Annotated in this window: 15 protein-coding genes; 9 read left to right on the top strand and 6 right to left on the bottom strand. The window is 71.1% G+C overall.

Going from position 1 to position 18,829, the window contains the following annotated elements:
• Positions 1 to 216 precede the first annotated feature (216 nt).
• Positions 217 to 1,110 carry a LysR substrate-binding domain-containing protein gene (locus OG206_RS05105; RefSeq protein ID WP_327112645.1) on the bottom strand — a complete coding sequence of 298 codons (894 nt, stop codon included), beginning with the start codon at positions 1,108 to 1,110 and terminating at the stop codon, positions 217 to 219.
• 115 nt (positions 1,111 to 1,225) lie between these two features.
• On the opposite strand from OG206_RS05105, the gene OG206_RS05100 reads away from it, so the two are divergent.
• Positions 1,226 to 2,257 (top strand): bile acid:sodium symporter family protein, encoded by a 1,032-nt coding sequence (locus OG206_RS05100; protein WP_327112643.1) that lies wholly within the window; start codon positions 1,226 to 1,228, stop codon positions 2,255 to 2,257.
• A gap of 81 nt (positions 2,258 to 2,338) precedes the next feature.
• Here the strand turns inward: OG206_RS05100 and fdhD are convergent, their stop codons facing one another.
• Genes fdhD through OG206_RS05075 form a run of 5 tightly spaced genes read right to left on the bottom strand, consistent with a single transcriptional unit; the run spans position 2,339 to position 8,877 of the window.
• Entirely contained in the window at positions 2,339 to 3,187 is an 849-nt protein-coding gene (gene fdhD / locus OG206_RS05095) for a formate dehydrogenase accessory sulfurtransferase FdhD (RefSeq protein WP_327112641.1), read from the bottom strand.
• Positions 3,188 to 3,192: 5 nt separating this feature from the next.
• Positions 3,193 to 4,053, bottom strand: coding sequence for a 2Fe-2S iron-sulfur cluster-binding protein (locus OG206_RS05090; protein WP_327112639.1), 861 nt, complete (start codon positions 4,051 to 4,053; stop codon positions 3,193 to 3,195).
• Positions 4,050 to 5,933 (bottom strand): NAD(P)H-dependent oxidoreductase subunit E, encoded by a 1,884-nt coding sequence (locus OG206_RS05085; protein ID WP_327112637.1) that lies wholly within the window; start codon positions 5,931 to 5,933, stop codon positions 4,050 to 4,052. Before OG206_RS05085 ends, OG206_RS05090 begins: the two co-directional genes overlap by 4 nt.
• Complete coding sequence (locus tag OG206_RS05080; protein WP_327112635.1) at positions 5,924 to 7,891, bottom strand: molybdopterin oxidoreductase family protein; 1,968 nt, start codon at positions 7,889 to 7,891, stop codon at positions 5,924 to 5,926. The genes OG206_RS05085 and OG206_RS05080 overlap by 10 nt, the downstream gene beginning before the upstream one ends.
• The gene (locus OG206_RS05075; RefSeq protein WP_442805801.1) at positions 7,888 to 8,877 is read right to left on the bottom strand and encodes a 2-dehydropantoate 2-reductase; all 990 of its coding nucleotides are present in this window, start codon (positions 8,875 to 8,877) and stop codon (positions 7,888 to 7,890) included. The genes OG206_RS05080 and OG206_RS05075 overlap by 4 nt, the downstream gene beginning before the upstream one ends.
• Before the next feature lie 288 nt (positions 8,878 to 9,165).
• Here OG206_RS05075 and OG206_RS05070 point away from each other — a divergent pair, with 288 nt between their 5' ends.
• The 8 genes from OG206_RS05070 to OG206_RS05035 all read left to right on the top strand — a co-directional run bounded on the left by OG206_RS05070 (position 9,166) and on the right by OG206_RS05035 (position 18,691).
• Positions 9,166 to 10,116 carry a beta-ketoacyl-ACP synthase III gene (locus OG206_RS05070; protein WP_327112633.1) on the top strand — a complete coding sequence of 317 codons (951 nt, stop codon included), beginning with the start codon at positions 9,166 to 9,168 and terminating at the stop codon, positions 10,114 to 10,116.
• Between the two features lie 79 nt (positions 10,117 to 10,195).
• Positions 10,196 to 10,873, top strand: a complete 678-nt coding sequence (locus OG206_RS05065) for a GntR family transcriptional regulator (RefSeq protein ID WP_327112631.1) — start codon at positions 10,196 to 10,198, stop codon at positions 10,871 to 10,873.
• Positions 10,874 to 11,138: 265 nt separating this feature from the next.
• Entirely contained in the window at positions 11,139 to 12,320 is a 1,182-nt protein-coding gene (locus tag OG206_RS05060) for an ROK family transcriptional regulator (RefSeq protein WP_327112629.1), read from the top strand.
• A 394-nt stretch (positions 12,321 to 12,714) separates the two neighbouring features.
• Entirely contained in the window at positions 12,715 to 14,241 is a 1,527-nt protein-coding gene (locus tag OG206_RS05055; protein ID WP_327112627.1) for a sugar ABC transporter ATP-binding protein, read from the top strand.
• Positions 14,238 to 15,290, top strand: coding sequence for an ABC transporter permease (locus OG206_RS05050; protein WP_327112625.1), 1,053 nt, complete (start codon positions 14,238 to 14,240; stop codon positions 15,288 to 15,290). Before OG206_RS05055 ends, OG206_RS05050 begins: the two co-directional genes overlap by 4 nt.
• A 78-nt stretch (positions 15,291 to 15,368) precedes the next feature.
• The gene (locus tag OG206_RS05045; protein WP_327112623.1) at positions 15,369 to 16,406 is read left to right on the top strand and encodes a substrate-binding domain-containing protein; all 1,038 of its coding nucleotides are present in this window, start codon (positions 15,369 to 15,371) and stop codon (positions 16,404 to 16,406) included.
• 47 nt (positions 16,407 to 16,453) lie between these two features.
• The gene (locus OG206_RS05040; RefSeq protein ID WP_327112621.1) at positions 16,454 to 17,674 is read left to right on the top strand and encodes a Gfo/Idh/MocA family protein; all 1,221 of its coding nucleotides are present in this window, start codon (positions 16,454 to 16,456) and stop codon (positions 17,672 to 17,674) included.
• Between the two features lie 12 nt (positions 17,675 to 17,686).
• Complete coding sequence (locus OG206_RS05035) at positions 17,687 to 18,691, top strand: sugar phosphate isomerase/epimerase family protein (protein ID WP_327112620.1); 1,005 nt, start codon at positions 17,687 to 17,689, stop codon at positions 18,689 to 18,691.
• Positions 18,692 to 18,829: the final 138 nt, after the last annotated feature.

Raw genomic sequence — 18,829 nt, 5'->3', positions numbered from 1 at the left:
GAACTCGCGCAATGACCTGCTCCTTGTGGGGCTCCGCACGGCGCCGCGACGCTACCTCACGGGGCAAGCCCGCGGGAGGGTCCGAAGTCTCCTGAAAACGTGGCATCCGGCCAGGCCTACCGTGTAAATCGGGCCAGATGGGCCGGGCTCGGGCGGACATCCGGGCGAGTGGTAAGTGGCTCGGAAGGGAATCTCCACGGAATCTGTACGCGGCACTTACGCCGGTTCGGAGTGCCGCGGGTCGCCGGGACTGCGGTGCAGCCGGTCGCCGCTGGCCAGGATCGCGGCCGCGAGGGCGTCCGCCGCCCCCTGGGCGGTGCCGCCGCGCCGCCCGTGCAGCAGCACGAAATCCACATCTCCGAGCTCCGGAAGTCCCGCCCTCGCGGGCACGGGGACGAGCCCCGGGGGAATGAGCCCACGGGTGTGCGCCATGACCCCCAGGCCCGCGCGCGCGGCCGCGACGAGCGCGCTCAGGCTCGCGCTCGTGCACGCGAGCCGCCAGGACCTGCCGTGCTGCTCCAGCACCTCGAGGGCGCGGGCCCTGGTGATGCCGGGCGGCGGGAAGGCGATCAGCGGCAGCGGGCGGTCGGGGTCGACGCGCAGCTGCGGGGCGCCGATCCAGGCGAGGGTGTCGTGCCAGACCAGCTCGCCGTGGGTGTCACCGGCGCGGCGCTTGGCGAGGACCAGATCGAGCCGGCCCGCCGAGAGCTGCCGGTGCAGTGTCCCGGACAGCTCCACCGTCAGTTCCAGATCCACGTCGGGGTGCTCGCGGCGGAAGGACTCCAGGATCTCCGGCAGCCGGGTCAGGACGAAGTCCTCGGACGCGCCGAAGCGCAGCCGCCCGCGCAGCCGGGTCCCGGTGAAGAACGCCGCCGCCCGCTCGTTGGCCTGCAGGATCGTCCGCGCGAAACCCAGCATGGCCTCGCCGTCCTGGGTCAGATCGACCCGGTGCGTGTCACGGCTGAAGAGCCGGCGCCCCGTCTCCGACTCCAGACGGCGCACGTGCTGGCTCACCGTCGACTGCCGGACGCCGAGTCGGCGTGCCGCCCGGGTGAAGCTCAGGGTCTGCGCGACGGCCAGGAACGTGCGGAGCTGGACGGGGTCGTACATGGGCAGAGGCTATCGCGAAACGTGATGACAGTAAGTTCGGTATGCCGGATTCCCGATTCACCGGATGAGGAGCAGGGTGGGGAGGCCACGATTCCACCGAGAGGGCACGGAGCACATGAGCCGCCGTACCAGCCGCCGTATCCCCGTGCCGCCGACCTGGCTGCCGGTCGACCCGTACATACTGGCGCTGATCGGCACGGTGGTTCTCGCGGCTCTGCTGCCCGCCTCGGGGACGGGGGCGGCCGCGGCGGGCGGGGCGTCGACGGGGGCGGTGGCCCTGCTCTTCTTCCTCTACGGGGCGCGCCTCTCGACCGCGGAGGCACTCGACGGGCTGAAGCACTGGCGGCTCCACCTCACCGTCCTGGCCTGCACCTTCGTGGTGTTCCCCCTGCTCGGGCTCGCCAGCCACGGGCTCGTGCCGTACGTCCTGACCCCGCAGCTCCAGGACGGCTTCCTCTTCCTGTGCCTGGTGCCCTCGACCATCCAGTCGTCGATCGCCTTCACCTCGATGGCCCGAGGCAACGTGCCGGCCGCCATCTGCGCGGGCTCGTTCTCCAGCCTCGCGGGGATCGTGCTGACCCCGCTGCTGGCAGCCGTGCTGCTCGGCGGCAGCGCGGCGGGTTTCTCCCTGGACTCGCTGGTGAAGATCGTCCTCCAGTTGCTGGTGCCCTTCATCGCCGGGCAGGTGCTGCGCCGCTGGATCGGAGGCTTCCTCACCCGGCACCGCAAGGTCCTCGGCCTCGTCGACCGCGGCTCGATCCTGCTCGTCGTCTACACGGCGTTCAGCGAGGGCATGGTGGCCGGAATCTGGCACCAGGTCACCCCGCTGCGGCTCGGCGCCCTCCTCGCGGCGGAGGCCGTCCTGCTGGCCCTGATGCTCACCGTCAGCCGGCGGGGGGCGAAGCGGCTGGGCTTCGGGCGCGAGGACGCCATCGCCATCCAGTTCGCCGGATCGAAGAAGAGCCTCGCCGCGGGGCTGCCGATGGCGAGCGTCCTGTTCGGCGCGCACGCGAGCCTCGCCGTGCTGCCGCTGATGCTCTTCCACCAGATGCAGCTCATGGTCTGCGCGGTCATCGCGAAGCGCCGCTCACGCGATCCGCTCCCGGACGACGCGACCCTGTCGCAGCAGCCCGTCCCGGTGGGCTGAGGCAGGCAGGAGAGGGCCCGGCCGGCGCAGGGGGCGCTCCCCGTCGGCCGGACCCCTGCCCCGTGCAGCGGGCGGGCCGGATCAGCCCTGGCCCACCGTCGCCCCGAGGGCGATGCGGTGGTCACCCGCGTACACGTTCATGGACTGCCCCCGCAGGAAACCCACGAGGGTCAGTCCGCTCTCGGCCGCGAGGTCCACGGCCAGCGACGACGGCGCCGAGACCGCCACCAGCATCGGGATCCCCGCCATCACCGCCTTCTGCGCCAACTCGAAGGAGGCGCGCCCCGACACCAGAAGGATCGACTGGGAGAGGGGCAGCCGGTTGTCGGTGAGGGCGCGCCCCACGAGCTTGTCGACCGCGTTGTGCCGGCCGACGTCCTCCCTGATGTCCAGCAGTTCGCCCTCCGCCGAGAACAGTGCCGCGGCGTGCAGGCCCCCGGTCCGGTCGAACACCCGCTGCGCCTCGCGCAGCCGGTCGGGGAGAGCGGAGAGCAGCTCGGGTGTCACCCGGACCGGGGGAGTGTCGGAGACGGGATGGCGGGTCGTGGTGCGGACCGCGTCGAGGCTGGCCTTGCCGCACAGGCCGCAGGACGACGTGGTGTACACGTTGCGCTCCAGCGTGATGTCGGGGACCACGACGCCGGGCGCCAGCTTCACGTCCACCACGTTGTACGTGTTCACGCCGTCGGCCGTCGCCCCGGCGCAGTACACGATCGACTGCACCTCGGAACCCTCGCCGATCACACCCTCGCTCACCAGGAAGCCCGCCGCGAGCGCGAAGTCGTCGCCCGGGGTGCGCATGGTGATGGCGAGCGGCTTGCCGTTCAGCCGGATCTCCAGGGGCTCCTCGGCGACGAGGGTGTCGGGACGGGTCGTGACCGCCCCGTCCCGGATGCGGATGATGCGGCGACGCTCCGTGACCCGTCCCATAGCCGTCAATCCCGATTCTGTACGTGTTGGAAGCCGAACCGGCCCTTGATACAGAGGTTGCCATGGGTCACGGGGTTGTCGTGCGGCGAGGTGACCTTGACGATCTCGTTGTCCTGCACGTGGAGGGTCACGTTGCAGCCCACCCCGCAGTACGCGCAGACGGTCGTGGTCTGCGTCTGCGCGGGCTCGTCCCACGTTCCCGCCGCCCGCATACCGAACTCCGTGCTGAACGAGAGAGCCCCCGTGGGGCACACCTCGATGCAGTTCCCGCAGAAGACGCAGGCGGAGTCGGGGAGCGCGGCATCGTGCTCGGTGGAGATGCGTGCGTCGAAACCGCGGCCCGAGACGGCGATGGCGAAGGTGTTCTGCCACTGCTCGCCACAGGCGTCGACGCACTTGTAGCAGAGGATGCACTTGTCGTAGTCGCGGACGTACAGATCGTTGTCGATCTTCGGCTGTTCGTCCACCCGCGCGGCGTCCTCGCCGAAACGGTCGGGCTTCGCCTCGTACTCCTTGATCCACTCGGCGGCCCGGGGGGTCGTCGACAGGTCCGTCGAGGAGGCCAGCAGCTCCAGGACCACCTTGCGGCTGTGCCTCGCCCGCTCGGTGCCCGTGCGGACCGTCATCCCCGGCTCGGCCCGCCGGGAGCAGGCGGGAGCGAGTGTGCGGGCGCCCTCCACCTCGACCACGCACACCCGGCACGCGTTCTTCGGTGTGAGCGTGTCCCCCTGGCACAGGGTCGGGATGTCGGTGCCGGCCGACCGGCAGGCGTCCAGGATCGTCGAGCCCTCCGGGACGCGGGTCTCTTCGCCGTCCAGCGTGAACGAGACGAGGCGGCGCGGCGGCTGGAGCGGGACAGCGGTCACTTGTAGACCCCCAGACGGTCGATGGCGGATTCCACGGCGTTCCACGCGGTCTGGCCCAGACCGCAGATCGAGGCGTCCCGCATGGCCTGCCCCACCTCCCGCATGAGCGCGATGTCCTCGTCGGCGGCCGCGCCCGTCCGGTCCACGATCCGGTGCAGGGCCTCCTCCTGCCGCACCGTGCCCACCCGGCAGGGCACGCACTGGCCGCACGACTCGTCGCGGAAGAACTCCGCGATGCGCAGGAGCACACGGGGGAGCTCCACCGAGTCGTCCAGGACCAGGACGACACCCGAGCCGAGTGTCGTCCCCGCGGCGCGTGTTCCCTCGAAGGTGAGCGGGACGTCCAGCTCGTCGGGGCGGACGAAACCGCCCGCCGCGCCGCCGAGCAGCACGGCCCGCAGGCGCTCGGGCGGCCCCGCGAGGTCGAGCAGTTCCCTGAGGTTCGCGCCGAAGGGCAGTTCGTAGACGCCGGGGCGGGCCACCTGCCCGGAGACGCAGAACAGCTTGGTGCCGGTGGACGTCTCCGTCCCCGTCGCCGCGTAGGCGGCGGCCCCGTGCTCCAGGATCGGCAGCACGTTCACGAGCGTCTCGACGTTGTTGACCGCGGTCGGCTTGCCGAAGAGCCCCTTCTCCACGGGGAAGGGGGGCTTGGAGCGCGGCTCGCCGCGCTGCCCCTCGATCGAGTTGAAGATCGCGGTCTCCTCGCCGCAGATGTAGGCACCCGCGCCCCGCCGGATCTCGATGTCGAAGGCGTAGCCCTGCCCGAGGACGTCGGGGCCGAGCAGCCCCCGGGTGCGGGCCCCGGTCAGCGCACGGCTCAGCCGTTCGTACGCGCGGGGGTACTCGCCGCGCAGATAGATGTAGCCCTGCTGGGCGCCGATGGCGTAACCGGCGATCGTCATCGCCTCGATCAGGGCGTACGGGTCGCCCTCCATCAGCACCCGGTCCTTGAAGGTGCCGGGCTCGCTCTCGTCCGCGTTGCACACCAGGTAGTGCGGGCCGTCCGCCTGCTGGGCGGTGGCCTGCCATTTGCGTCCGGTGGGGAACGCGGCGCCGCCCCGTCCCACGAGCCCGGCGTCGAGGACCTCGCGGATCACTCCGGCCGGCCCGAGCGCGAAGGCGCGGCGCAGAGCGGAGTACCCCCCGGTGGCACGGTAGTCGTCCAGGGACTCGGGGTCCACGGTGCCGACGCGCCTGAGGAGGACGAGCGCCGGGTCTCCGGCCTGGGGGACCGCCACGGCGGCGGAGGGCTCCGCGGGCGCGTCCCGGGGGGAGCGTGCCGCGGCGACGAGAGCCGGGGCCGTGGCGGGGGCGACGACCGCGCAGTGGCGCGGGGCGTCCCCGGCCGCCGTGCCGTCCGGGCCGGAGGGGGCCTCCGGCCCGGCCTGGAGCAGCAGCGCCGCCGGCGCCCGTTCGCACAGCCCCAGGCAGGGGCTCTCCTGCCAGACCGCACCTTCGGCCGGGGTGCCCGGCGGGCCCAGCCGGTCGGTGAGGTCCGCGGACACGGCCGCCGATCCGCGGGCCGCGCAGGCCAGGTCCGTACAGACGTGGAGCACCTTCGCCGGGCGGGGGCGTACGGAGAACATGGCGTAGAACGTCGCCACGCCGTACGCCTCGGCGGGGGCCACCGTCAGCCGCCGGCAGATGTAGTTCAGCGCGCCCTCGCTGATCCAGCCCACCCGGTCGTTCACCGTGTGCAGTGCGGGGAGCAGTTGGTCGCGGCGGTCCTTGGCCGCGGCGGCGCCGCCCCTGGCCCAGCGCAGGTCCTCGTCCGTGCGCTCGGTGCCGCCCTCCCAGCCGGACGGTGGCGACCCCAACAGGGCGTCGACTGCTTCGCGTTCGGCGTCGGAGGGGACGGCGTCGGTGTACCTCAGGTCCATGCGGGCACCAGCTTCTCTATCCGTACGGCGGAGGCCTTGAACTCGGCGGTGCCCGCGATCGGGCAGTTCGCCTCGATGGTCAGCTGGTTCGTGTCCACCTCGTCGGGGAAGTGCATCGTCATGAACGCCAGACCCGGACGCAGCGCGGGGTCGATCCAGACGGGAGCGGTGACGCTGCCCCGGCGTGACGAGACCCGCACCTCCTCGCCGCGCTCGACGCCGTAGGTCCGCGCGTCCTCCGGGCAGAGCTCGATGTACTCGCCGCGGCGCAGTGGTGAGGCGTAACTCCCGCTCTGTACACCGGTGTTGTACGAATCCAACCGGCGCCCCGTGGTCAGTCGCAGCGGGTAGGCCTCGTCGGTGAGATCGACCGGGGGGTCGTGCTGCACAAGGCCGAAGGGAGCGGCGGGACCGCGCCGCTCCGGGTCGGTCTCCCAGAGCCTCGCGTGCAGGAAGCCCGAGGGCAGCTTCTCCGTGTCGGGGCAGGGCCACTGGAGCCCCTGGTGCTCGGCCAGCCGCTCGTACGTCATCCCGAAGTGGTCGGGGGACAGGGAGCGCAGCTCGTTCCAGACGGTCTCGGCGTCCTCGAACTTCCAGTCGTGGCCCAGGCGTCCGGCCATCGCGCAGATGATGTCGATGTCCTCGCGGGCCTCGCCCGGCGGGGTGAGTGCGGCGCGCACCCGCTGCACCCGCCGTTCGCTGTTGGTGGTGGTGCCGTCGGTCTCGGCCCAGGCGGCCGTGGCCGGCAGGACGACGTCGGCCAGTTCGGCGGTCTTCGTCAGGAAGATGTCCTGCACCACCAGGTGGTCCAGGGCCTGCAGCCGCCGTATCGCCTGGTCGCTGTCGGCCTCCGACTGGGCCGGGTTCTCCCCGATGCAGTACACCGCCCGCAGGTCGCCGGTCTCCATCGCCTCGAACATCTCGGTCAGCGTCTTGCCGTACCTCGGCTGGATGACGGTGTCCCAGGACAGCTCGAACTTCCGCCGTACGGGCGGGTCGAGGATGTCCTGGAAGCCGGGCAGCCGGTTCGGGATGGCTCCCATGTCGCCGCCGCCCTGCACGTTGTTCTGTCCGCGCAGGGGCTGGACCCCGGAGCCGTAACGCCCGACATGGCCGGTGAGCAGGCAGAGGTTGATCAGCGCGCGGACGTTGTCGGTTCCGTTGTGGTGCTCCGTGATGCCCAGGGTCCAGCAGAGCTGGGCCCGTTCGGCCGTGGCGTAGGCGTGGGCGAGGTCGCGGATCGCTTCGGCCGGCACCCCGGTGACCTTCTCGGCGGCGCTCAGGGTCCAGGGTTCGACGAGGGCCGCGTACTCCTCGTAGCCGCTGGTCGCACGGTCCACGAAGGCACGGTTGACCAGCCCGGCGTGGATGATCTCCCGGCCGATGGCGTGCGCCAGCGGTATGTCGGTGCCGACGTCGAGGCCGAGCCAGCTCTCCGCCCACTCGGCGGTCGACGTGCGGCGGGGGTCGACCACGTGCATGCGCGCCCCGTTGCGGATGCCCTTCAGCACGTGCTGGAAGAAGATCGGGTGGGCGAAGCGGGCGTTGGAGCCCCACATCACGATCAGGTCGGTGTGTTCCACCTCTTCGTAGGACGAGGTGCCGCCTCCGGATCCGAAGGCGGCGGAGAGCCCGGCGACGCTCGGTGCATGGCACGTGCGGTTGCACGAGTCCACGTTGTTCGTGCCCATCACGACCCGGGTGAACTTCTGCGCCACGTAGTTCATCTCGTTGGTGGCGCGTGCGCAGGACAGCATCGCGAAGGCATCGGGTCCGTACGCCTCCCGGGTGCGCCGGAAGCCCTCGGCCGCCCTGCTCAGAGCCTCGTCCCAGCTCGCGCGGCGCAGCACCCCGTCCTCGGAGCGGACGAGGGGGTGGGTGAGGCGTTCGTACGTCTTCGGCTGCCGGCCCCTGCGCTTCCCGCCGGGGTTCCTGCCGCCTGTGCGGTCGCTGGTCATGGTGCGCTCCCTGCTGGGGCGGAGGAGGTGGTGGCGAGGAGATCCGCGAGCGCGTGCACGGCGCGCAGCGTCGGTACGGGCGTGCCGGCCAGCTCGGCCAGCTCGACGACGGCCGCGAGCAGCACGTCGAGTTCGAGGGGTTTGCCCTTCTCCAGGTCCTGGAGGGTGGAGGTCTTGTGGTCGCCGACGCGCTCGGCGCCGGCGATGCGCCGCTCCACGGAGATCTCGGGCCGGCAGCCGACGGCCGCCGCCACGTCGAGGGTCTCGCGCATCATCGCCTCGACGAGCGCGCGGGTGTCCGGATGGCGGCAGATCTGGCCCATGGTGGCGCGGGCCAGCGCGCTGATCGGGTTGAAGGAGATGTTGCCGAGCAGTTTGATCCAGATGTCCTTGCGGAGATCGGACTCCACGGGGCACTTGAGCCCGCCCGCGACCATGGCCTCGCTGAACTCCAGGCAACGGCTCGACACGGACAGGTCCGGCTCGCCGATGGAGAACCGGGTGCCTTCGAGGTGGCGTACGACGCCCGGTGCCTCGATCTCGGTGGCGGCGTAGACCACGCACCCGATGGCGCGTTCGGGCGGGAGGGTGGCGCTGACCGAGCCCGCCGGGTCGACGCTGTCGAGGCGGCGTCCGGTGTAAGGGCCCGTCAGGCCGTGGAAGTACCACCACGGGATGCCGTTCTGAGCGGCTATCACCGCGGTGTCCTTGTGCATCAGCGGGTGGACCAGCGGGCCCGACGCAGCGTACGAGTTGGCCTTCAGGCCGAGGAACACGTAGTCGACGGGGCCGACGTCCGACGGGTCGTCGGTCGCGGCGGGACGTGCGGTGAAGTCACCGCGGGGGCTGAGCACGCGCACGCCGTCACGGCGCATGGCCGCCAGGTGCGGGCCCCGGGCGATGAGGTGGACCTCGGCGCCTGCGCGGTGGAGCGCGGCCCCGACATAGGCACCGATGGCTCCGGCACCGACAACTGCGACTTTCACGGGGCTCTCCGTTCGGTGAGAGGACCGAGCGAGGGTGTCAAGTCGACAGAATATTGTCTACAGTATGCGCTTGGAGGGGGTCAAGACTCGTGACAGCGAGTGCCTTCTCCGTCTGTGATTCGGGTGTGCCGACGGTGTGTCGCCGGAGTGTCGGCTCGGGTTCCCGGTGAGCTGTTCGAGACGCTCCAACCCCGGGGCCTTAATCCTGTGGGATCACGTGCCCCTGTACCGGTCGGTAGCAACCAAGACTGGATAGTTCCTGCCAAACGTAGCGAGGGGAACCCGTACATGACCGGCTCACGTGTCGTGGCGCTCGGCCACTACCAGCCCGCCAAGGTCCTCACCAACCAGGACCTCGCGGCGATGGTCGACACCAGTGACGAGTGGATCACCAGCCGGGTCGGCATCAGGACCCGGCACGTGGGCGGCCCGGACGAACCCGTGGACGAGCTGGCCGCGCACGCCGCGGCCAAGGCGCTGGCGGCGGCAGGGCTGCAGCCGGCGGACATCGACATGGTCCTCGTCGCCACCTCCACCGCGATCGACCGTTCGCCGAGCATGTCCGCCCGGGTCGCCGCACGGCTGGGCCTGGGATCGCCCGCCGTGATGGACATCAACGTGGTCTGCTCCGGCTTCACCCACGCGCTCGCCACCGCCGACCACGCGATCCGGGCCGGCGCCGCCGAACGCGCCCTCGTCATCGGCGCCGACAAGATGGGCGACATCGTCGACTGGACCGACCGGTCCACCTGCGTCCTGATGGGCGACGGTGCGGGGGCCGCCGTCGTGACCGCTGACCCGGACGCGGGTGACCGGCCCGGAATCGGGCCCGTCCTGTGGGGTTCGGTGCCCGGCATGGGCAACGCGGTGCGCATCGAGGGCACACCCCCGCGGTTCGCCCAGGAGGGCCAGTCCGTCTACCGGTGGGCGACCACGCAACTGCCGCCGATCGCCCGCAAGGTCTGTGAGCGCGCCGGTGTCACGCCCGAGGAGCTCGCCGCCGTGGTGCTGCACCAGGCCAACCTGAGGATCATCGAACCCGTCGCCAGGAAGATCGGTGCCGTCAACGCCGTCATCGCCAAGGATGTCGTGGATTCGGGCAACACCTCTGCGGCCTCGATCCCCATGGCCCTGTCCAAACTGGTGGAACGGGGAGAGGTGGAGAGCGGGGCGCCGGTCCTGCTCTTCGGCTTCGGAGGCAACCTCTCGTACGCGGGTCAAGTGATCCGCTGCCCCTGATGCCCCCCACGGAGGCATTGTGCTCGGTAGACTGTAGACGATAAGCAATGGCTGCCCGGGCGCCCGGAGGGGGACCGCGATGTTGTCCGCAGGACTGCCGCAAGGAACGGTGCCGAGGCTCGAACGGCCCGGGCCGCTGCGCGAGCGCGTCTACGAGGCGCTCCTCGAGCTGATCACCACACGCGCCCTCAGGCCCGGCCAGCACCTCGTGGAGAGCGAACTGGCCGGGCACCTGGGCGTATCGCGGCAGCCCGTGCGCGAGGCGCTGCAGCGGCTGAACACCGAGGGCTGGGTCGATCTGCGTCCCGCCCAGGGGGCGTTCGTCCACGAGCCCACGGAGGAGGAGGCCGACCAGCTCCTCTCGGTGCGCACGCTGCTGGAGGCCGAGGCCGCCAGGCTTGCCGCCGCCCACTCCGGCCGGCCCGGCATCGAGGCGCTGGAGGAGCTCTGCTCCCAGGGGGAACGCGCCGTCGCCGCCGACGACGTGGACCTCGCCGTCGCGACGAACGCCGCGTTCCACGCGAAGGTCATGGAGCTGGCGGGCAATGTCGTCCTGTCCGAGCTCGCGGGGCAGGTGGACCGGCGGGTCCGCTGGTACTACACCCCGGTGGCCCGCCAGCGCGGCACCCAGTCCTGGATCGAGCACCGCGCCCTCATCGCCGCGATCGCCGACCGGGACGAACAGCGGGCGACCGAGATCATGCGAGCCCACACCGAGCACACCCGTCAGACCTATCACCGCCGCGAGCAGGCCTGACCGCTACGGTCACCTCACATCGACGAAGGCCGGGGCCGGAGCCCCGGCCTTCGTCGTGCGGTCCGCCCGCCGCCCGCCCCTCACGTCTGCGGAAAGGCGGGCTCACATGCGCCGACTCTCTTCGCGGCCGCATCTTTGTCCTGAGTGTGGAGAAAGTTGGAGCGGATTCATGCGCAACTTCTTCCCACTCGGGTAAACCGCTGCTACGTTCCCCTCGAAAGCCCGACGGACTGGCCGATGTGGCGGGGAGGGACGCGTGAGACGCATGACGGCACGACCCGCGAACACGCACCAGGCGCGGCTACTGCGGCTGTTGCGGGACGGGGGGCCCAACTCCCGTGCACAGCTGGGTGACCAGGTCGATCTTTCGCGTTCCAAGCTCGCCGTCGAGGTGGACCGGCTCCTGGAGACCGGTCTCGTCGTGGCCGACGGACTCGCCGCCTCGCGCGGCGGACGCCGTTCCCACAACATCAGGCTCGCCCCCGAACTGCGCTTCCTCGGGGTCGACATCGGCGCGACGTCCGTGGACGTCGCCGTCACCAACGCGGAGCTGGAGGTCCTCGGACACCTCAACCACCCGATGGACGTACGCGAGGGACCCGTCGCCATCTTCGAGCAGGTGCTGTCCATGGCGGCCAAGCTCCGGGCCTCCGGCCTCGCCGAAGGGTTCGACGGCGCCGGCATCGGAGTGCCGGGACCCGTCCGCTTCCCCGAGGGTGTGCCGGTCGCACCCCCGATCATGCCGGGCTGGGACGGTTTCCCGGTCCGCGAGGCACTGAGCCAGGAACTCGGCTGCCCCGTCATGGTCGACAACGACGTGAACCTGATGGCGATGGGGGAGCAGCACGCGGGCGTGGCCCGTTCCGTGGGCGACTTCCTGTGCATAAAGATCGGCACGGGTATCGGCTGCGGCATCGTCGTGGGCGGTGAGGTCTACCGCGGTACGACGGGCAGCGCCGGGGACATCGGCCACATCCAGGTGGAACCCGACGGGCGCGCCTGCGCCTGCGGCAACCGCGGCTGTCTGGAGGCACACTTCAGCGGCGCGGCCCTGGCCCGTGACGCCGAGGACGCCGCCCGCGCGGGCCTGTCCGCCGAACTGGCGGCCCGCCTGGACTCGGCCGGCAGGCTCACGGCCGTCGACGTGGCGGCCGCCGCGGCGGCGGGCGACCCCACCGCGCTCGACCTGATCCGCGAAGGCGGCAACCGGGTCGGCCAGGTCATCGCGGGACTCGTCAGCTTCTTCAACCCGGGCCTCGTCGTGATCGGCGGCGGGGTGACCGGCCTCGGCCACAACCTCCTGGCCAGCGTCCGTACCCAGGTCTACCGGCAGTCCCTGCCGCTGGCCACCGGCAACCTCCCCATCGTCCTCGGTGAACTGGGGCCCGTGGCCGGGGTGACCGGCGCGGCCAGACTCATCAGCGACCACCTGTTCTCACCGGCCTGATGCCGGAGCCGGTGTGCTGGACGGCAAGCGCCCAGCACTCACCGCAGTAGGCAGCCCGGCCCGAGCCCCGGCCCCGACGTCCGTACGACCGAACCACCGGCACGGCAGCATCACGTTCGGCAAGCTCAGCCCGCACCACGTACGGCGCGTACCACCAGCACCTTCCGCACCGCCCGAACCACGTACGGCAAGCACCACTGGTACCACGAGCACCGTCCGCACCAGGTCAGGCAGCACCACCAGCACCTCGCACGGCAGCACGGCACGCACCACGCAGCTACTCCCGTCAGCAGTACGGCACCGCCGGCACTGCGCCCCTGCCCGCACACCGGCCCTCCCCGGGCTCTCGGCCTCGTCCGAGCAGGGGAGACCCCATTCGCCGAGGGGAATCGTCATGGCACCAGAACCACCCCTGCTCACCATGTCCGGCATCACCAAGTCGTTCCCCGGAGTCCGCGCCCTCGACGGCGTGGACCTCGAGGTCCAGGCCGGCGAAGTCCACTGCCTCCTCGGCCAGAACGGTGCCGGCAAGTCCACCCTGATCAAGGTGCTGGCCGGAGCCCACCAGCCCGACGACGGCGCCATCACCTGGAGCGGCGAGCCGGTCCAGCTCTCCTCGCCGATCACCGCGATGCGCCTGGGCATCGCCACCATCTACCAGGAACTCGACCTGGTGGAGGGGCTGTCGGTCGCCGAGAACGTCTTCCTGGGCCACGAGCCCACCAGTGCCGGCTTCGTCGTCCGCACCCGCGAGGGCCGCACCATGGCCGCCGCGCTCCTGAAGCGCCTCGGCCACCCGGAGATCGACCCGGCCCGCGCGGTCGGCGATCTCTCGGCGGCGCAGCAGCAGATCGTCTCCATGGCCCGGGCCCTCTCCCACGACGTCCGCCTCATCGTGATGGACGAGCCCTCCGCGGCGCTCGACCCGGACGAGGTCGACAACCTCTTCCGCATCGTCGACGGTCTCACCGCCGACGGCGTGGCAGTCATCTACATCTCCCACCGGCTGGAGGAGATCCGCCGCATCGGCGACCGCGTGACCGTGCTCAAAGACGGAAGGGCCGTCGCCGTCGGCCTCCCCGCCAAGTCCACACCCACGCGCGACATCGTTGCGATGATGACCGGCCGCAACGTCGAGTACGTCTTCCCCGAGCGGCCCGCGCCGGGTACCGCGCACACCGCCGACGAACCGGTTCTGAAGGTCGAAGGCCTCAGCCGCAAGGGTGAGTTCGAGCCCGTGGACCTGGAGTTGAGGCCCGGCGAGATCGTCGGCCTGGCCGGGCTCGTGGGCTCCGGGCGCTCCGAGATCCTGGAGACCGTCTACGGCGCGCGCAAGCCGACCTCGGGACGCGTCCTGGTCTCCGGCAGGCCGCTGCGCCCCGGCAGCGTGCGGGCCGCGGTGGCTGCGGGCATCGGCCTGGCGCCCGAGGAGCGCAAGGCCCAGGCCCTGCTGCTGACCGAATCGGTCACCCGCAACGTCTCCGTCTCCTCGCTCTCCCGCTTCGCCCGGGCCGGCTGGATCGACCGTGGCGCGGAGCGCAAGGCCGCCAGGGCGGCGACCCGGGAGCTCTCCCTGCGGCCGGACAACCCGGACGCCGCGGTGCGCACCCTGTCGGGCGGCAACCAGCAGAAGGCGGTCCTCGCCCGCTGGCTGCTCCGCGGATGCCGGGTCCTGCTGCTCGACGAACCGACCCGCGGCGTCGATGTCGGCGCCCGCGCCGAGCTCTACGCCGTGATCCGCCGGCTGGCCGACGAAGGCCTCGCCGTTCTGCTCGTCTCCAGCGAAGTGCCCGAAGTGCTGGGCCTCGCCGACCGGGTGCTGGTGCTCCGGGAGGGCCGTGTCGTGCACACGGCCGATGCCAGGGAGCTCGACGAGCACCGTGTACTCGACCTCGTCATGGAAGGGAGCCCGACGTCATGACACAGCCCGCACCGTCGGCGCAGCACCACGGGCCGGAGAAGGGGGCCGTCGCCGGTCCCGCGACCGCGCCGCCATCGAAGCGGGGTGGTGGCCTGCGCGCACTCGGCCTGCGCGCCGATGTCCGGAACCTGTCACTGCTCGGTGTCCTCGCCGTACTCATAGCCGTCGGCGGTTTCACCGAACCGGACGCGTTCCTGGACACCGGAAACCTCCAGCTGATCCTGACGCAGTCCTCCGTCATCGGGGTCGTCACCGTCGGCGTCACCTTCGTGATCATCAGTGGGGGCATCGACCTGTCGGTCGGCGCGATGGTGGCCCTCGCCTCCGTCTGGGCGACGACGCTCGCCACCCAGGACTTCGGCTTCGCCGGCATCCTGTTCACGGCCGTGGTCGTCGGGCTGGGAGCCGGTCTGGTCAACGGACTCCTGATCGCCTACGGCGGCCTGGTCCCGTTCATCGCGACCCTGGCCATGCTGGCGTCGGCGCGCGGCCTGGCCCTGCAGCTCACCGACGGCAAGACGCAGATCGTCACGGTCCAGTCCGTGCTGGACCTGGGCCTGCCCGACAGCTACGTCCTCGGAATCCCGCCCCTGGTCCTCGTCTTCGCGGCGGTGACCGTGGCAGGGTGGCTGATCCTGAACCGCACCACCTTCGGGCGCCGCACGGTCGCCGTCGGCGGCAACGCGGAAGCGGCACGGCTCGCCGGCATCGACGTACGCCGTCAGCGCCTCTACCTCTACCTGCTCTCCGGACTGTGCTGCGGCATCGCCGCCTTCATGCTGGTCATCCTGTCCGGATCGGGCCAGAACACGAACGGCAACCTCTACGAGCTCGACGCCATCGCCGCCGCGATCATCGGCGGCACCCTCCTGAGCGGCGGCCGGGGCACCATCGTCGGCTCGGTGCTCGGGGTCCTGGTGTTCACCACGATCCAGAACATCTTCGCGCTCAACAACCTGCAGAGCGACGTCCAGCAGATCGCCAAGGGCGCCATCATCGTCGCCGCCGTCCTCGTCCAGCGCCGCACACTGCGCGGCGGCGAGACCTGAGCACCTCTCTCGTGACCGAGCACTGATCACCCACCCGCTGTTCCGTACACACCGCACCGGATGAAGGGTTCGACAGCCATGCCAGAAACCAGCCGCAGAGGACTGCTCTTCGGCACCGCGGCCGTCTCCGCGGGAGCCTTCCTCACCGCCTGCACCAGCAACGAGCCCAAGGAGAAGGCGGTCGCCCAGAGCAACCAGCCCGCCGCCGACGACAAGCCGGGTACGCCCGTCACCATCGGCTTCGCCGGGCCCCAGGCCGACCACGGATGGCTCAACGCGATCAACGTCAACGCCAAGTCGCGGGCCGAGAAGTACTCCGAGGTGACCCTGGAGATCACCGAGGGCTCCAACGACACGGCCACCCAGATCGGCCAGGTCAAGACGCTCATCAACAAGAAGGTCGACGTCCTCGTCGTCCTCCCCGCCGACGGCAAGGCCCTCACCCAGGTCGGGCTGGAGGCCATGAAGGCGGGCATCCCCGTCGTCAACCTCGACCGCATCTTCGCCTCACCGCAGGCATACCGCTGCTGGGTCGGCGGTGACAACTACGGCATGGGCCTCAACGCGGGGCACTACATCGGCGAACAGCTCAAGGACAAGTCGAGCGCCAAGGTCGTCGAGCTCGCCGGCATCGACGCCCTGGAACTCACCAAGCAGCGCAGCCAGGGCTTCGCCGACGCCCTCAAGAACTACCCCAACATCAAGTTGGTGGCCCGTCAGGCCGCCGACTTCACCGTGGAGTCGGGGCAGGCGAAGATGGCGCAGCTGCTGCAGGCGCAGAAGCAGTTCGACGCCCTCTGGAACCACGACGACGACCAGGGCGTGGGCGCGCTGCGCGCCATCCAGCAGGCCGGCCGCGACGAGTTCATCATGGTCGGCGGCGCCGGTGCGAAGTCCGCGATGGACGCCATCAAGGCCGACGACAGCGTCCTGAAGGCGACCGTTCTGTACCCGCCGACCATGGCCGCCTCGGCGATCGACCTGGCCCGTGCACTCGGCCAGAACAAGGGCGTCGCGGGCCTCTCCGAGATGGAGATCCCGACCTCGCTCACGCTGTACTCCGCCGTGGTCACGAAGGAGAACATCGACCAGTACCTGCCGACGGGCTTCAGCTGATCCCGCACCACCGCCGCCACCGAACCACCGACGAGGAGGATGTCCGCATGGCCCGTAGGGAAGAGACGGAGCAGGAGACCGGAGCACCGCCACCGACGGCGACGCTCGGGGTCGGCATGGTCGGATACGCGTTCATGGGGGCCGCCCACTCGCAGGGGTGGCGCACCGCGGGGCACGTCTTCGACCTGCCGGTGAGACCGGCTCTCGCCGCGATCTGCGGACGCGACCGTACGGCCGTCGAGGCCGCCGCCGCCCGGCACGGCTGGGCGGCGGCGGAGACCGACTGGCGTGCGCTCATCGCCCGGGACGACGTGCAGCTGGTCGACATCTGCACACCCGGCGACAGCCATGCGGAGATCGCCATCGCCGCGTTGGAGGCGGGCAAGCACGTGCTGTGCGAGAAGCCGCTCGCCAACACCGTCGCGGAGGCGGAGGCCATGGTGGAGGCAGCCGAACGCGCCTCCGCCCGCGGCCAGGTGGCGATCGTGGGCTTCAACTACCGCAAGGTGCCCGCCCTCACCTTCGCCCGCAGGATGATCGAGGAAGGGCGGCTCGGCACCCTGCGGCACGTCCGGGCCACCTATCTCCAGGACTGGCTCGTCGACCCCGAGTCGCCGCTGACCTGGCGTCTCAAGCGTGAGCACGCCGGGTCCGGTGCGCTGGGGGACCTCGGGGCCCACATCGTCGACCTCGCCCAGTACCTCGCCGGTGAGCCGCTGGTCGGAGTGTCGGCGGTGAGCGAGACCTTCGTCCGGGAGAGGCCCCTGCTCGCGGGTCCGGGTGCGGGGCTCTCGGGCTCCGCGGACCGTGCCCTGCGGGGGACGGTCACCGTCGACGACGCGGCCCTGTTCACCGGCCGCCTCGCGTCCGGTGCCCTGGCCTCGTTCGAGGCGACCCGGATGGCGGCCGGGCGCAAGAACGCCCTCCGTCTGGAGATCAACGGCGAGCTGGGGTCGATCGCCTTCGACCTGGAACGCCTCAACGAGCTCTCCTTCCACGACCACACCGAGCCGGCGACCACCGCGGGCTTCCGGCGGATCCTCGTCACGGAGCCCCAGCATCCCTACCTGGAGGCGTGGTGGCCGCCGGGCCACGGCCTCGGCTACGAGCACACCTTCGTCCACCAGGCCAGGGACGTGGTGTGCACCATCGCCGAAGGACGCCCGCCCGTACCGTCGTTCGCCGACGGGCTCCAGGTGCAGCGGGTGCTCGCCGCGGTCGAGGAGAGTGCCGCCAAGAACTCCGTATACACACCGGTGCCCTTCTAGGAGGTTGCGCGCATGCCCCGTCCCTTCACACTCTTCACCGGTCAGTGGGCCGACCTGCCCTTGGAGGAGGTTGCCCGGCACGCCCGGGACTTCGGTTACGACGGCCTCGAACTCGCCTGCTGGGGAGACCACTTCGAGGTGGACAAGGCCCTCGCGGATCCCGGCTACCTCGACGGGCGGCGGGAGCTGCTCGACAAGTACGGCCTCAAGTGCTGGGCGATATCGAACCACCTGGTGGGCCAGGCCGTCTGCGACAACCCGATCGACGAGCGCCACCAGGGCATCCTGCCCGCCCGCATCTGGGGGGACGGGGAGCCCGAGGGCGTACGCCGCCGGGCCGCGAAGGAGATCGAGGACACCGCCAGGGCGGCCGCCGCGTTCGGCGTCGACACCGTCATCGGCTTCACGGGCTCCTCCATCTGGCACCTGGTCGCGATGTTCCCGCCGGTACCTCCGCACATGATCGAGCGGGGTTACGAGGACTTCGCGGAGCGGTGGAACCCGATCCTCGACGTCTTCGACGCCGAGGGGGTGCGCTTCGCCCACGAGGTGCACCCCAGCGAGATCGCGTACGACTACTGGACCACCCACCGGGCCCTGGAAGCTGTGGGGCACCGGCCGGCGTTCGGGCTGAACTTCGACCCGAGCCACTTCGTCTGGCAGGACCTCGACCCCGTCGGCTTCCTCTACGACTTCCGCGACCGGATCTACCACGTGGACTGCAAGGAGGCGCGCAAGCGACTCGACGGGCGCAACGGACGCCTCGGCTCGCACCTGCCCTGGGGTGACCCGAGGCGCGGCTGGGACTTCGTCTCCGCCGGACACGGTGACGTGCCCTGGGAGGACGTCTTCCGGATGATGCGGTCCATCGGTTACGAGGGTCCGGTCTCGGTGGAGTGGGAGGACGCCGGCATGGACCGCCTGACAGGTGCGCCGGAGGCCCTGGCGTCGCTGAAGCGCTTCGACTTCGACCCGCCCAGCGCCTCCTTCGACGCCGCGTTCGGAGGCGGCGACTGACCTGGCCGGGGCCCTGAGGTCTTTCGGGAGGGCCCCGCCCGCCTGACCGGACCGTCGGACGCCGACGGGGGACCGTGCGCGTCCGCACCCGCCCCCCGGGCAACCGTGTGCGTCCCTTCCGGCCGGTCGGGCCCCGGC

It is taken from the genome of Streptomyces sp. NBC_01341, assembly GCF_035946055.1.
GTDB lineage: Bacteria > Actinomycetota > Actinomycetes > Streptomycetales > Streptomycetaceae > Streptomyces.
Note: the sequence above shows the minus strand (reverse complement) of the source record. Positions and strands in the feature narration are given on the sequence as shown.

Coding starts and splice junctions, on each gene's coding strand:
- OG206_RS05105 (WP_327112645.1), bottom strand. CDS start 1,110: ATGTACGACCCCGTCCAGCTCCGCACGTTCCTGGCCGTCGCGCAGACC.
- OG206_RS05100 (WP_327112643.1), top strand. CDS start 1,226: ATGAGCCGCCGTACCAGCCGCCGTATCCCCGTGCCGCCGACCTGGCTG.
- fdhD (WP_327112641.1), bottom strand. CDS start 3,187: ATGGGACGGGTCACGGAGCGTCGCCGCATCATCCGCATCCGGGACGGG.
- OG206_RS05085 (WP_327112637.1), bottom strand. CDS start 5,933: ATGGACCTGAGGTACACCGACGCCGTCCCCTCCGACGCCGAACGCGAA.
- OG206_RS05080 (WP_327112635.1), bottom strand. CDS start 7,891: ATGACCAGCGACCGCACAGGCGGCAGGAACCCCGGCGGGAAGCGCAGG.
- OG206_RS05070 (WP_327112633.1), top strand. CDS start 9,166: ATGACCGGCTCACGTGTCGTGGCGCTCGGCCACTACCAGCCCGCCAAG.
- OG206_RS05065 (WP_327112631.1), top strand. CDS start 10,196: ATGTTGTCCGCAGGACTGCCGCAAGGAACGGTGCCGAGGCTCGAACGG.
- OG206_RS05060 (WP_327112629.1), top strand. CDS start 11,139: ATGACGGCACGACCCGCGAACACGCACCAGGCGCGGCTACTGCGGCTG.
- OG206_RS05055 (WP_327112627.1), top strand. CDS start 12,715: ATGGCACCAGAACCACCCCTGCTCACCATGTCCGGCATCACCAAGTCG.
- OG206_RS05050 (WP_327112625.1), top strand. CDS start 14,238: ATGACACAGCCCGCACCGTCGGCGCAGCACCACGGGCCGGAGAAGGGG.
- OG206_RS05045 (WP_327112623.1), top strand. CDS start 15,369: ATGCCAGAAACCAGCCGCAGAGGACTGCTCTTCGGCACCGCGGCCGTC.
- OG206_RS05040 (WP_327112621.1), top strand. CDS start 16,454: ATGGCCCGTAGGGAAGAGACGGAGCAGGAGACCGGAGCACCGCCACCG.
- OG206_RS05035 (WP_327112620.1), top strand. CDS start 17,687: ATGCCCCGTCCCTTCACACTCTTCACCGGTCAGTGGGCCGACCTGCCC.